This window comes from Klebsiella sp. GG_Kp173, assembly GCF_040062415.1.
Taxonomy (GTDB): Bacteria; Pseudomonadota; Gammaproteobacteria; order Enterobacterales; family Enterobacteriaceae; genus Klebsiella; species Klebsiella quasipneumoniae.
In genome coordinates this window covers 208,515-221,411 of the sequence record NZ_JBEAFZ010000088.1, presented here as the reverse complement: position 1 = coordinate 221,411, position 12,897 = coordinate 208,515, and the positions used below count along the sequence as shown (strand labels likewise).

The following is a 12,897-nucleotide window of genomic DNA, read 5'->3' as shown; positions in this document are numbered from 1 at the left end:
GCTATTTGGCCGGACAGACGATTTTGTCGATTGCGGCCTGGTAGCTTTTCTGGTTATTGCGCTCTTTCGCCAGCGTCGCTTCGCGGACCGCGTTCTTGTTACCGTCGGTCGCCAGTACTTTATTGGCAAAATCGTTATCGCTGAGGTGGCTTGCTGGCGCGCATTTTTCCTTCACCGCTTTGAGCACCTGCTGTTTTTGCTGCTCGAACTGCAGGCTTTGGAGCGGTGATTCGGCCCACGCCGACGTGGCGCTCAGGGCGGTGACCAGGCATACCATCCAACATGCTTTCATCAGGCTTCTCCTTCCGTAATCGCTTCCGTCAACTATATGCGCAGGCGGGAAAACACGCAAATAGCGGTTAATTTAACTTATTGAAAAGGCGTTTGTTATCATCGCCTCAGGCGGCTCTCACCCGCCGCCGCGAGTCGATAGCGATCAGCACCACCGACGCCAGGATCAGCAGAGTGCCCAGCCAGTCCGGCAGCGTGAAGGTGATCCCCAGCAGCAGGAGCGACAGCAGGGCGCTGCTCAGCGGTTCGGCGCAGCTGAGGATCCCGGCTTTGGCGCCGCCAATCTTCTGCGCGCCGTTAAGATAAAGGCTGAATGTCAGCGAAGTACCGATCACCACCAGGTAGAAAAAAGCTAACAGCAGGCTGCCGTTCACCACAAAATCGGTGCCCTGGCCGCCGTAAAACGGCAGCAGCATCGCGCCGCCGAACAGCATGCTCCAGCCGACGATCGGCAGCGTCCCGTAGCGGGCAATTAGCGTCGAGGGATAGGTGGTATAAAACGCGGCGGCAAACGCCGAGGCGATCCCCCAGAACAGCGCCGCCGGCGAAATCGACAGCGTCGTCGGGTTGCCGTGGGTTACCAGCAGAAAGGTGCCCGCCAGCGAGGTGCAGATAGCCCCCAGCACCAACGGAGTGGGGCGCGCTTTGCGGGCGAGGGCGAACCAGGCGACGATGATCGTCGGGGACAGGAACTGCAGCACCGTGGCCGTGGCGGCATTCGATTTTTCAATGGTCATCAAAAAGGTGAATTGCACGGTTAACGCGCCAAACAGCGAGAAAAACAGCAGGCTGACGGCGTCGCGGCGGTTTTGCAGCACGCGGAAAATGCGGTCGCCGTGAACAAAGCCGAGCATCAGCAGGATCAGCCCGGCGAACAGCAGACGCGTCATGGTCAGAAACGGCGACGACATCTGGCTTTCCTGCATAATAAACTGCGCGCATACCCCGGAACTGCCCCACAGCACGGCGGCAATCAGTACGTTCAGCATCCCTTTTTTGCTGGAGCCCATCTTTTCCTCTGGTGAAATGTGACAAAGGGGAATCATAGCATGCGCCCGCCCGGGCGGCGGGGCAGGAAATGGTAGTTGGCCGCGGCGGGGTAACGATTTTGTTGGCCCGGGAAGGCGAGGTCGCCGCCGGGCATGACCCGACAATCGCGTTCTAGCTTAAATCGACATTTTTACTGCCGAACAGCCAGGTGAGCACAAAGCCGCACAGGTAGGAGACCGCCAGTCCGCCGGCGTAAACCGCCATCCCGGCGTAAATCCCGCTGCCGGAGGTCATCAGCGGCAGCGCCACCAGCCCGGACGGACCGAACACGGTGTTCAGGCCGACCGGCAGCCCCAGCCAGGCGATCAGCCCGACGAAGAAGCCGCCGCAGGCGCCGCCGAGGCAGGCGGTGACAAACGGCTTCATCCGCGGCAGGGTGACGCCGTAGATCAGCGGCTCGCCAATCCCGAGGAAGCCCGGAATAATCGCCCCTTTAATCTGGGTTCGCAGCAGCGAATCGCGCTTCGCCCGCCAGAACAGCGCCAGCGCCGCCCCCACCTGCCCGGCCCCGGCCATCGCCAGGATCGGGAACAGCGAGTTAAAGCCCTGGGCGTCCACCAGCGCAAAATAGACCGGGACAAACCCCTGATGGACGCCGAACATCACCGCCAGCAGGAACAGGCCGGCCAGCACCGCCGAGCCAAACGGGTTGCCGTTAAGATGCAGGAACAGCCACGACATGCCGGTAAACAACCAGCCGCCAATCGGCATGATCACCGTAAAGGTCACCGCGCCCATGATCAGCAGCGTCACCGCCGAAGTGAGGATCATATCGAGGTTGGCCGGCATCACCCGCCGCACCTGGCGTTCAACCCACGCGCCAAGGATGGCGGCGATCAGTACGCCGATGATATTGCCGCGCGGATCGATGCCATGGCCGAAGAAGGTGGAAATCCCGGCGTAGACGCCGCTGGTTGCCTCCGGGTTGTAGCCCAGCACGAACAGCGAGGCGATAATCGCGCCGTTCACGCCGGAGCCGCCGAACGCCTTCTGCGCGTTATAGCCAATCAGGATGCTCAGAAAGGTGAACATCCCTTTGCTGAAGACCTTCATATAGCCAATCAGCGCCACCAGGCTGGCGTTCGGATGGGCGTTCTCCAGTACGAAAACCTGTTCCGCCAGGGTGGCGAAGCCCAGCAGCAGCCCGACGGCGATAAAGCCGGGGATCAGCGGCGTAAAGATGGTGGCGAATTTGGCGAGAAACTTCTGCACCGCGCTGGTCTGCTTGCCCTTCAGCGCCTGCTTTTTCTCCGCCGCGACGTCGGCCAGCGTCGGCGCGGCGGGCGCCTCCTCCAGCAGGACGTTCATCATCTCGGCGGCGGTTTGCGCTTTGCCGGGGCCGAGCACTACCTGGAACTGCTCGTCGCTGACGATCACCCCCATCACGCCGTCAATCTGGCGGATGGCGGTGGTGTCGGCCAGCCCTTCATCGCGCAGGGTCAAGCGCAGGCGCGTCATGCAGTTGCCCGCCTGCGCGACGTTTGCGGCGCCGCCTACGTGGCTGAGGATCCGCGCTATCATCTCTTTCGTTATTTTTGCCATTGCCCGTTACCTGTCTGTCGGTGCTCAGGTGTTGCTGAGCGCCTTGCGGATATAGCCGTTGTTTTTCGCCAGCAGCGACTGCGCCTCTTCGGCGCTTAAGTCCGCCAGCACCATCACGATCGCCGTTTTACAGTGGCGGCCGCAGGCCTCCAGCGCATTCTGGGCGGTGGGGCGATCGCAGTCGGTCGCCTCCATCACGATGGAAACCTGGCGCTCAATCAGCTTGGCGTTGGTCGCTTCGACGTCGACCATCAGGTTGCTGTAGACCTTGCCGACGCGGATCATCGCCCCGGTGGAGATCATGTTCAGCACCAGCTTCTGCGCAGTGCCGGCTTTCAGGCGGGTTGAGCCGGTCACCACCTCCGGGCCGACCACCGGAGTAATGGCGACGTCCGCCAGCTGGGCCATTTCGCCATGCGGGTTACAGCTGACGATGGCGACAAAGGCATTCTGGCGATGGGCATACTCCATGGCGCCAATGACGTACGGCGTGCGTCCGCTGGCCGCCAGCCCCACCAGCACATCGCGGTGGCTGAAGTTCAGGTTCTGCAGATCCATCGCCCCCTGCGCTTTGTTGTCTTCCACGTTTTCCACGGCGCTGAGAATCGCTTTATGTCCGCCGGCGATGATCCCCACCACCTGCTCCGGGCGGGTGCCGAAGGTTGGTGGGCATTCGCTGGCATCGAGGATCCCCAGACGCCCTGAGGTGCCAGCGCCGATATAAATCAAGCGGCCACCGGCCTGCAGCGCCGTCGCGACCTTATCCACCACCTCGGCAATCTGCGGCAGATAGGGCGTAATCGCCTGGGCCACCTGCTGGTCTTCCTGGTTTATCACCGTCAGCATCTCAAGGGTGGAAAGGGTGTCAATGTTGGCGCTGTTGGCGTTGCGTCGCTCGGTCAGCAGTTTGCTCAGGTCGATACTCATAGAAACCTCGTTATTCTCAGTCGTGCGCAGTATAAGGAATTATTTATTCCTTGCCTGTGAAGAGTATCACGATTAGTACGCGGAGAATAATACGAGAATGGTAGAGATGGCGGGAAATGGTGCGGTAATAAAGGTGGAATATTTTATTACCGCACCTGGCGTTTAGCGCGCGCTGCGCGACTGGCTGAGGCCCATTAGCAGCGCCAGCAGGTAGCAGATCGCCATCGCGAGGCTCATTTTCAGCATCGTTTCGCCACCGAGGCCCGCCAGCGGCGCGGCGATGCCGCCGAAGACAAACATCAGGGTGCCCATCAGCGCGGACGCGGTGCCGGACTGGGCGGCGTCAACGGCGCTCATCGCCTCCGCGCCGGCGACGGTGCTGATGCCGCTCATCAGCGACACGGTAAAGAACAGGCCGACCAGCGCCAGCACCGGCAGCTGCAGCCAGGCAAACAGCAGCATGATCGCCGCGCAGCTCACCGCCAGCGTCAGGCCGCCGCGCAGCAGGCTTTCGGCGCTGAAGCGGCGCGCCAGACGGGAAAAGATCATCGCCGCGATAATCAGCCCGATACCGTTCAGACCGAACAGCAGGCTGAACTGCATGGCGCTCATGCCGTATTCGCTCTGCATCACGAAGGAAGAGGAGCCGATGTAGGAGAACAGTCCGGCCATCATAAAGGCCTGAATCAGGCAGAAGCGTAGAAAACGACGATTCTTCAGCACCGGCTGGCCGGGCCGCTGGCGGGTCGCATTGGTTGCCGCGGCCGGGCGCGTTTCCCGCAGGATAGTCAGGCTCATCACCAGCAGCGCGCCGCCAATGGCGGCCATCGTCCAGAAGAGAATTCGCCAGTCGAAGGCGGTGATCACGTAGCCGCCCAGCACCGGGGACAGAACCGGCGCAATGCCGTTCACTGTCATCAGCAGGGCGAAAAACTGGGTCAGCAGGGTGCCCTGGTATTTATCGCGGGCGATGGAGCGCGACAGCACCGAACCGCCGGCGCCAGCGAAGCCCTGTAAAAAACGCCAGACAATCAGCATGTTGATATCCCTTGTCAGGGCGCACATCGCCGAAGAGAAGATAAACAGCAGCAGGGACAGCGCCAGCGGTTTCAGGCGGCCAATGCGGTCGCTCAGCGGGCCGAAAAACAGCTGACCCAGGCCGAGGCCAATCAGCGCGGCGGTCAGCGACAGCTGGGTTTGGGTGCTGGTGGCCTGCAGTTGCTGAGTTATCTCCGGCAGCGCCGGCAGATAAAAATCAGTGCACAGCGGGCCGATGCCAGACAGCAGGCCGAGGATCAGCGCCCAGGAGAGGGAAACACGTGGCATAACGATTCCTTACAGAAGCCGGGCGCGGCCGCCCGGCGGGTGAAATTAACTGGCGCCGCCGCCCAGCGACTGCCAGAGGGTGATCCGGTTATTGAGGTCGGTCTGCTGCAGGGACAGCAGCGTCGTCTTCGCCGACCACAGCGTGCGCTGGGCCGTAAGCACCGACAGATAATCGCCGACCCCGGCCTGATAGCTCTTCATGGCGATATCCAGCGAGGTCTGCTCGGCGGCGACGTACTGCCGCTGGGCATCGAGCTCTTCGCTTAGCGTTTCCCGGCGGGCCAGCGCATCGGCAACGTCCTTAAAGGCGCTCTGAATCGATTTCTCGTAGGTGGCGATCAGCCCCTTTTTCTCCGCTTCCGCATAGCGCAACTGCGCCAGGTTGCTGCCGCCGGTGAACAGCGGCAGGCTGATGGAGGGGGCGAACGACCACACCTGCATCCCGTGGCTGAACAGCGACGACAGCGAGTCGCTGCCGACCCCGGCGCTGGCGGTCAGGGAAATCGACGGGAAGAAATTCGCCCGCGCCGCGCCGATATCGGCATTGGCGCTCTTCAGGTTGTGCTCCGCTTCCTGTATATCCGGCCGGCGCAGCAGCACCGACGACGACACCCCCGGCGGCACCAGGGCGATGCTGTTATCCCCCAGACTTTCGAGGGTGCCGGGCAGCAGGCTCTCCGGCACGGTTTCCCCCGCCAGCAGGTTAATGGCGTTTTTATCCTGCGCCACCAGCGTGCGGTAGCTGGCGACGCTGGCGCGCGCCTGCTGATAGACGCTTTCCGCCGAGCTTAAATCGCCGGCGGAGGCGGTGCCCACCGCCATCTGGCGGGCGACGATGTTGCGCGAGTTTGCTGCGCTGTCCATGGTCTGCTGCGCCAGCGCCAGATTGCTGTTATCCGTCGCCAGCGTCACCCAGGCGGTGGTCAAATCGGCAATCATCGTCAGTCGGGTATTCTGCGCGGTGAATTCGCTGGCAAGCCAGGTTTCGCGCGCCGCGCGCGACAGGCTCTGGTTCTTGCCAAACAGATCCAGCTCGAAGCTGGAGACCGCGCCGTCGGCCTGCGAAGTTGAGCTCAGGCCGCTGGCCACCGTTTTGCTGCGGGTATGGCTCAGCTCGGCATCGACAGTGGGAAACAGCGACGCCCGCGTCTCGCCGTACTGGGCGCGCGCGGCCTCGATATCGGCCAGCGCTTTTTGCACATCGCGGTTGCTGTTTAGCGCGATACTGACCACTTTTTTCAGCCGCGCGTCATTGACCACTTTCTGCCAGTCGCCGACCACCGCCGTCGATTCGCCGTGCGCCCCGGGCAGGGTGGCCGGCACCGGCGCGGCCGGGCGATCATAATGCGGGTCAAGCGAGACGCAGCCCGCGGTCAGGAGCGCGATAAACATAAAACTCAAACGAAACATACTTTACTCCTGAGAAGGACGTTGGCGAGTGAAGAAGCGTTTCACCAGCACGAAGAACAGCGGCACAAAGAACACCGCCAGCAGGGTGGCCGTCAGGGTGCCGCCGATGATGCCGGTGCCGATCGCCACGCGGCTGTTGGCCCCGGCGCCGGTGGCGACGGCCAGCGGCAGCACCCCGGCAATAAACGCCAGCGAGGTCATGACAATGGGGCGCAGACGGGTCTGCGCGGCGCGGATCGCCGCCCGGGAGAGCGAATAACCCTCATCCACTGCGGATTCAGCGAACTCGACGATCAGGATGGCGTTCTTCGACGACAGGCCGATGGTGGTCAGCAGCGCCACCTGGAAGTAAACGTCGTTGCTTAAGCCGCGCAGCGTCGCCGCCAGCGCCGCGCCGAGCAGGCCGAGCGGGATGACCATGATCACCGAGAACGGCACCGACCAGCTCTCATACAGCGCCGCCAGGCACAGGAACACCACCAGAATCGAAATGGCGTACAGGCTCATCGCCTGGCCGCTGGCCAGCTTTTCCTGCAGCGAAATGCCGCTCCACGCCCAGGTGGAGCCCGCCGGCAGGCTGTCGGCCAGCTTTTCCATCTTGTCCATCGCCGCGCCGGAGCTGAAGCCGGCGGCGTTTTCGCCCTGGATCTCAAAGGCGGCGGAGCCGTTGTAGCGCACCAGGCTTTCCGGGCCGTATTGCCAGTGGGTGGTGGCGAAGGCGGAGAACGGCGTCATGCTGTTATCGCTGCCGCGAACGAACCATTTGCCAAGGTCGGAGGGCACCGCGCGCGCGTCGCTCTCGCCCTGGATATAGACCTTCTTCACCCGGCCGCGATCGATAAAGTCATTCACGTAGGTGCCGCCCCAGGCGCTGGAGAGCGTATCGGTCACGTCGCTCAGCGACAGCCCCAGCGAGACCGCTTTGTTGTTATCGATATCCACCTGCAGCTGCGGCATCTGCGGCAGGTCGTTGGCGCGCACCGACTGCAGCTCGCCGCTCTGGTTGGCCGCCGCCAGTAGCTGACTGCGCAGCTTCATCAGGCTGTCGCGGTCGGTACCGCCGCTGGCCATCAGCTCGAAGGTGAAGCCGTTGCTCTGTCCGAGACCGTCCACCGACGGCGGCGTCATGGCGAACAGGGTGGCGTCGCGGATCGCCCCCAGTTCTTTGTTGGCGCGCAGGGCGATGGCCTGGGCGGTATTGTCGTCGCCTTTGCGCTGCGACCAGTTGTTCAGCGACACGAAGGCCATCCCGGCGTTCTGACCGCTGCCGCTAAAGCTGAAGCCGTCGACGGTGAAAATGACGTTGGTATTGGCTTTCTCTTTCGTCAGGAACCAGTCGGTTACCTGGCGGCGCACCTCGGCGGTGCGCACCGCAGTGGCCCCGGCGGGCAGGGTGTACTGGACCATGATCTCGCCCTGGTCCTCCACCGGCAGGAAGCTGCCCGGCAGTTTCCACATCGCCAGCGCCATCGCCCCGCAAATCAGGACGTAAGCGCCCATCATCACCGCGCCCCGGCGCAGGCCGTCGAGCACGCGGCGCTGGTAGCCGGCTTCCGTACGCCCCCACAGGTGGTTAAACGCGCCGAAGAACCCTTTGGTATGAGGCCTGGAGTGGCTGAGCAGCGCGCCGCACAGCGCCGGGGTGAGGGTCAGGGCCACCACCACCGACAGCATCATCGCCGAGATAATGGTCACCGAGAACTGGCGATAAATGACCCCGGTCGAGCCGCCGAAGAAGGCCATCGGCAGAAAGACCGCCGACAGCACCAGGGCGATTGCCACCAGCGCGCCGGAGATTTCGCCCATCGATTTTTCGGTGGCTTCCCGGGCGGGCAGCCCTTCGTCGCGCATAATGCGCTCGACGTTCTCCACCACCACGATGGCGTCATCCACCAGCAGGCCGATCGCCAGCACCATAGCGAACAGCGTCAGGGTGTTAATCGAGTAGCCGAACAGCGCCAGCACCCCGAAGGTGCCGAGCAGCACCACCGGCACCGCCACCGCCGGAATGAGCGTCGCGCGGAAATTCTGCAGGAACAGATACATCACACAGACCACGAGAACGATCGCTTCGAACAGGGTCTGAATCACGTCCTCGACCGAAATTTTAATAAACTCGGTGCTGTCCTTCGGATAGGCGATATCGTATCCCTGCGGCATCTGACGCTGGAATTCGGCGATCTTGCTTTTCACCAGGGTCGCGGTATCCAGCGCGTTGGCGCCGGGGGCCATCATCACCGCGATCCCGGCGGCCGGATGGCCGTTCAGATTGGCGGTAGCGGTATAATCCTCGCTGCCCATCTCCACCCGCGCGACATCGCTCAGGCGCACCACCGAGCCGTCGGCCTGGCTTTTCACGATGATCGCTTTGAACTGATCGGGGGTTTGCAGCCGCGACTGCGCGCGTACGGTGGCGGTCAGCTGCTGGGCGCTGGACGACGGCAGGGCGCCGATTTTACCGGCGGAGATCTGCACGTTCTGCGCCTCAATCGCCGACTGGACGTCGGAAGGCATCAGCGAGTAGGAGGCGAGTTTGGTCGGATCCATCCAGATGCGCATCGCGTATTCGGCGCCGAACACCTGCAGGCTGCCGACGCCCTCCACGCGCGCCAGCGGGTCCTGCAGGTTGCTGACCAGCCAGTCGGAGATATCGGAGCTGGTGGCGCGGTCGGTTTTGTCATACACCGCGAGGATCAGCAGGAAGCTGCTCTGCGATTTTTCCACCGTCACACCGGACTGCTGGACTTCGCTCGGCAGCCGCGATTCCGCCTGCTGGACTTTGTTCTGCACCTGCACCTGGGCGGTGTCCGGGTCGGTCCCCTGCTCAAAGGTGACGGTGATGCTGACCGAGCCGTCGGAGCTGCTGGTAGAGCTGAAGTAGAGCAGATGGTCGAGGCCGGTAAGCTGCTGCTCGATGACCTGGGTGACGCTGTTCTCCAGGGTTTCGGCAGAGGCGCCGGTATAGGTGGCGGAGATTTTCACCGCCGGCGGGGCGACGTCCGGATACTGGCCCACCGGTAGGGTGCGGATCGCCAGCACGCCGGCGAGCATAATCAGAATGGCGATCACCCAGGCAAAGACCGGGCGACGCACGAAGAAACGGGAGAACATCAGGCGTTGCCTCCGTTATTGTTGACGGCAACGGCCTTCACCGTCTGGCCAGGGGCCACTTTACCGGTGCCTTCGACGATCAGCTTGTCGCCCGCTTTCAGGCCGCTCAGCACCAGCCATTTATCGCCGTAGGTGTCGCCGGTTTCCACGGCGCGCTGCGCAACTTTGTTGTCGGCATCGACCACCAGCGCCGTGGCGTTGCCTTTGGCATCGCGGGTAATCCCCTGCTGCGGGGCGAGGATCGCGTCGTTCATGATGCCTTCATCGATGCGCGCGCGAACAAACATCCCCGGCAACAGGACATGCTGCGGGTTGGGGAAGATAGCGCGCAGGGTTACCGAGCCGGTGGATTCATCGACGGCGACTTCGGTGAGCGCCAGACGCCCTTTTTCCTGATAGGTGCTGCCATCTTCCAGGGTTAACGTCACGCTGAGGGTGTCGCTGTTGCTGGCCAGGCTTTGTTTGCGTAAGCGCAGGAGATCGACGCTGGATCGCGTCAGATCGACATACATGGTGTCGAGCCCGCGGATCGTCGCCAGCGCGGTATCCTGATCGGCGGAGACCAGCGCCCCCGGCGTGACCGACGAGATGCCGATACGCCCGGCAATCGGCGCGGTGACGGTGGTCCAGTTCAGGTTGATGCGCGCGCTCTCCAGCGCCGCTTTCTTCGATTCCACGCTGGCCTTGTCCTGGGCGCAGGTGGAGGCGGCGTCGTCGGCATCCTGGCGGGAGACGCCGTTATCCCGGACCAGCGACGCGTAGCGCTGAGCCTTCTGGCAGTCGGAGACTACCAGCGCCTGGGCCTGTTTCAGCGCCGCCGCCGCTTCGTTCGAGGTCGCGCGATAGCTGGAGGGATCGATCTGGTAAAGGGCCTGCCCGGCCTTCACCATATCGCCTTCGGTAAACAGGCGCTTCTGGATGATGCCGCCCACCTGCGGGCGTACTTCGGCGCTGAGCGAGGCGGTGGTGCGGCCGGTGAGCTGGCTGACTACCGGAACCGGCTGGCTTTGCAGAGTGACCACGCCCACTTCCGGCGTGGGTTGCTGCGGGGCAGATGTCTGCGCATTATCGCATCCGCTAAGGAGAAATAATGCTGTCGCGATGGGAGCTATGATGTATTTCATTATATTTTCTCAAGATATAAGACGTCCGCCCCGTTTATTTAAAAACGAGGGAATAGGTTGGGCGCTGAGGCATTTTCGGCTAAGCGAAAATGACAAAAAAGGAACACAGATGTTCCTGAACGTGATTGTTATTGTGTCTCCGCTGAAGCCAACCTCTTCGGCCTTCAGGAGGTGAAAGGCGCATCTCCTCTGGTTTTGTGGTGAGAATGATCATTCTCATTTTTGCCATTATACGATCCGCCGCGATAATGGAAAGGTTTTTTTGCTTACTTTTAGAACGCAAAAAATTAAGGCAAATAATCATGGAGAAAATAAGAATTTTTTGTGAAAGTGGAGAGGGAAAATAACCATTCGGCATCGCGATACTGGAGATAGTTAATGGCGTTAATCATTACAAAAAGCATTAATCCCGACGATCAACAAGAATTGTTTGCCGGTCTGCGGCACTATAATCAGCAGTATCTTGATGCGGCGCAGTTTGGCGATCTGGGGGTTTACTCCCGCGATGCACAAGGGGTGATGCAGGGCGGGCTGATTGCCAAACGCAAAGGCAACTGGCTGTGTATTGAGTATCTGTGGGTCAGCGAGGCGACCCGCGGACGCGGGCTGGGAAGCGAGCTGATGCAGGAGGCGGAGCGGCAGGCGCAGGCGCTGGGCTGCAGCCATCTGCTGGTGGATACCTTTAGCTTCCAGGCGCTGCCGTTTTATCAGAAATTAGGCTATCAGTTGCAGATGTCGCTGCCCGACTTCCCGCACGCGGGGATGCAGCGTCACTATTTGTCGAAAGCGCTGTAACGATCCTGATATCGCCGGGCGGTCAGGTACCGTACCTGTGATTGTGCCGGATGGCGGCATAAATGCCTTATCCGGCCTACACCGTTCTCTCATAGTTTCGCCCCACCCAGGACCGGCAAGCGCAGCGCCGCCGGGTAGGATATCAGGCACGTCACCTGTATTCTTGCCGGGTGGAGCCTGTCGCCTTACCCGTCCTGGGGTTCGTGCGACCTGTTGTTAATTTAACCACTTGCGCGACTGAAACTGCCGGTGCTGGCGGCCTCAAAATCGCTGAGACGTTCCCGGAAGGCCGGGGCAGCCCGCATGGATGCGGGCTGAGGGCCGTGTTTTGCATGGACGCTGCCTCGGCCCGACCCGAAGCCTGCAGGGATAAGTCGAAGGCACCGCGTAGCGGCGATTTTGCTGGCCGGAGCCCGGGGGTACAGGGGGCGGCGGCGACTGGCCGCCCCCTGTGCGCTCCCTGCTCCATAAGAGACATAACGCAGAAGATCAACCGGGAGCGCAATCTGCCCGGACATAACACGGGAGTGGTAGCCCTGCTAAACGTTGTGGCCCTGCCAAACATAGTGCTAAGAGGGACATTTCCGGTTGTGCCGTTATTTCGCCGGGCGGCGGCTGCGCTTAACCCCCGACGCCATGGCCCATCAACGCCAGCGCGTGGCTGACGATGGTCTGGCGGTTGACCGCCTGTAAACGCGGATCGCTGTGGATGCGCGAAAACGGCACCAGCACCAGGCTAATCACCGTGGTAAACAGCAGCTCCGGCGACAGCGCCGGGTTAATCTTGCCCTCCAGCTGCCAGCGGCGCACTGCCTCCAGCATCACCTGAAAACGCTCCTCGCCGAAGCGGGCGTCCATATGCTGACGCAGGATAGGCATCTCGCCGATGATCTCCTGCATCCACAGCGGCGCGAACCAGGCGTTCTTCTCCGCCATATGCGCCAGCGTTTCGACCATCATCGTCAGCGCCAGCACCGGGTCCTGCGGATGGTCGACAAAGATGCGGCTGATGTGGTTGCGCAGCGGCATAAAGCGCTCCTCAATCAGCTGCGTCACCAGCGCATCCCGCGAACTGAAATAGTAATGCAGCATCGCCGGCGTTACCACGGCCTCTTTGGCGATGGCGTTCAACGACACGCGGGCCGCACCGTCGCGGGCAAACAGCGTCAGGGCGATGTCCATAAGCTGTTCGCGGTTGGCGGTACCCGATTTTTTTCCACGCGGTCGCCCCGGGCGGCGGGGGGCATTCTGATCCTTTTGTGCTGTCATGATATGGCGATCTCTTGACCCGACTCATTCTTTCACTAAATATTAATTATGC

General features: G+C 61.9%; 11 protein-coding genes and 1 pseudogene. 2 read left to right on the top strand and 10 right to left on the bottom strand.

The features are described 5' to 3' along the window. Position 1: 1 nt before the first annotated feature. The 8 genes from ABLU50_RS24015 to eefA all read right to left on the bottom strand — a co-directional run bounded on the left by ABLU50_RS24015 (position 2) and on the right by eefA (position 10,781). Positions 2-292 carry a YicS family protein gene (locus ABLU50_RS24015; RefSeq protein ID WP_002923120.1) on the bottom strand — a complete coding sequence of 97 codons (291 nt, stop codon included), beginning with the start codon at positions 290-292 and terminating at the stop codon, positions 2-4. 106 nt (positions 293-398) lie between these two features. Further along, positions 399-1,301: a DMT family transporter gene (locus ABLU50_RS24010; RefSeq protein WP_004205129.1), complete on the bottom strand. Its 903-nt coding sequence runs from the start codon at positions 1,299-1,301 to the stop codon at positions 399-401. A gap of 151 nt (positions 1,302-1,452) precedes the next feature. Next, entirely contained in the window at positions 1,453-2,883 is a 1,431-nt protein-coding gene (gene murP / locus ABLU50_RS24005) for a PTS N-acetylmuramic acid transporter subunit IIBC (RefSeq protein ID WP_087832311.1), read from the bottom strand. A 24-nt stretch (positions 2,884-2,907) separates the two neighbouring features. Further along, a complete protein-coding gene (murQ, locus tag ABLU50_RS24000; protein ID WP_069603462.1) occupies positions 2,908-3,810 on the bottom strand; it encodes an N-acetylmuramic acid 6-phosphate etherase in 903 nt (300 codons plus the stop codon). A 162-nt stretch (positions 3,811-3,972) separates the two neighbouring features. Continuing rightward, entirely contained in the window at positions 3,973-5,136 is a 1,164-nt protein-coding gene (locus ABLU50_RS23995) for a multidrug effflux MFS transporter (protein ID WP_004205126.1), read from the bottom strand. Positions 5,137-5,181: 45 nt separating this feature from the next. Next, positions 5,182-6,546 (bottom strand): multidrug efflux RND transporter outer membrane subunit EefC, encoded by a 1,365-nt coding sequence (gene eefC, locus ABLU50_RS23990; protein ID WP_106479128.1) that lies wholly within the window; start codon positions 6,544-6,546, stop codon positions 5,182-5,184. A 3-nt stretch (positions 6,547-6,549) separates the two neighbouring features. After that, positions 6,550-9,657 (bottom strand): multidrug efflux RND transporter permease subunit EefB, encoded by a 3,108-nt coding sequence (eefB, locus tag ABLU50_RS23985; protein ID WP_087832313.1) that lies wholly within the window; start codon positions 9,655-9,657, stop codon positions 6,550-6,552. Further along, entirely contained in the window at positions 9,657-10,781 is a 1,125-nt protein-coding gene (gene eefA / locus ABLU50_RS23980; RefSeq protein ID WP_087832314.1) for a multidrug efflux RND transporter periplasmic adaptor subunit EefA, read from the bottom strand. The genes eefB and eefA overlap by 1 nt, the downstream gene beginning before the upstream one ends. A 206-nt stretch (positions 10,782-10,987) precedes the next feature. Between eefA and ABLU50_RS23975 the strand changes: the two are divergent. Next, positions 10,988-11,109, top strand: a pseudogene (locus ABLU50_RS23975) (hypothetical protein). Here the strand turns inward: ABLU50_RS23975 and ABLU50_RS23970 are convergent. Further along, positions 11,069-11,185, bottom strand: a complete 117-nt coding sequence (locus ABLU50_RS23970; RefSeq protein ID WP_032431163.1) for a hypothetical protein — start codon at positions 11,183-11,185, stop codon at positions 11,069-11,071. The pseudogene ABLU50_RS23975 and the gene ABLU50_RS23970 sit on opposite strands and share 41 nt — an antisense overlap. On the opposite strand from ABLU50_RS23970, the gene ABLU50_RS23965 reads away from it, so the two are divergent. Beyond that, positions 11,160-11,576: a GNAT family N-acetyltransferase gene (locus tag ABLU50_RS23965; RefSeq protein WP_004205120.1), complete on the top strand. Its 417-nt coding sequence runs from the start codon at positions 11,160-11,162 to the stop codon at positions 11,574-11,576. The genes ABLU50_RS23970 and ABLU50_RS23965 overlap by 26 nt on opposite strands. A 621-nt stretch (positions 11,577-12,197) precedes the next feature. Here ABLU50_RS23965 and ABLU50_RS23960 read toward each other — a convergent pair. Beyond that, positions 12,198-12,845: a TetR/AcrR family transcriptional regulator gene (locus ABLU50_RS23960; RefSeq protein WP_087832316.1), complete on the bottom strand. Its 648-nt coding sequence runs from the start codon at positions 12,843-12,845 to the stop codon at positions 12,198-12,200. Between the last annotated feature and the right edge of the window lie 52 nt (positions 12,846-12,897).

Coding starts and splice junctions, on each gene's coding strand:
- murQ (WP_069603462.1), bottom strand. CDS start 3,810: ATGAGTATCGACCTGAGCAAACTGCTGACCGAGCGACGCAACGCCAAC.
- ABLU50_RS23995 (WP_004205126.1), bottom strand. CDS start 5,136: ATGCCACGTGTTTCCCTCTCCTGGGCGCTGATCCTCGGCCTGCTGTCT.
- ABLU50_RS23965 (WP_004205120.1), top strand. CDS start 11,160: ATGGCGTTAATCATTACAAAAAGCATTAATCCCGACGATCAACAAGAA.
- eefC (WP_106479128.1), bottom strand. CDS start 6,546: ATGTTTCGTTTGAGTTTTATGTTTATCGCGCTCCTGACCGCGGGCTGC.
- ABLU50_RS24010 (WP_004205129.1), bottom strand. CDS start 1,301: ATGGGCTCCAGCAAAAAAGGGATGCTGAACGTACTGATTGCCGCCGTG.
- ABLU50_RS23960 (WP_087832316.1), bottom strand. CDS start 12,845: ATGACAGCACAAAAGGATCAGAATGCCCCCCGCCGCCCGGGGCGACCG.
- eefB (WP_087832313.1), bottom strand. CDS start 9,657: ATGTTCTCCCGTTTCTTCGTGCGTCGCCCGGTCTTTGCCTGGGTGATC.
- ABLU50_RS24015 (WP_002923120.1), bottom strand. CDS start 292: ATGAAAGCATGTTGGATGGTATGCCTGGTCACCGCCCTGAGCGCCACG.
- murP (WP_087832311.1), bottom strand. CDS start 2,883: ATGGCAAAAATAACGAAAGAGATGATAGCGCGGATCCTCAGCCACGTA.
- eefA (WP_087832314.1), bottom strand. CDS start 10,781: ATGAAATACATCATAGCTCCCATCGCGACAGCATTATTTCTCCTTAGC.
- ABLU50_RS23970 (WP_032431163.1), bottom strand. CDS start 11,185: ATGCTTTTTGTAATGATTAACGCCATTAACTATCTCCAGTATCGCGAT.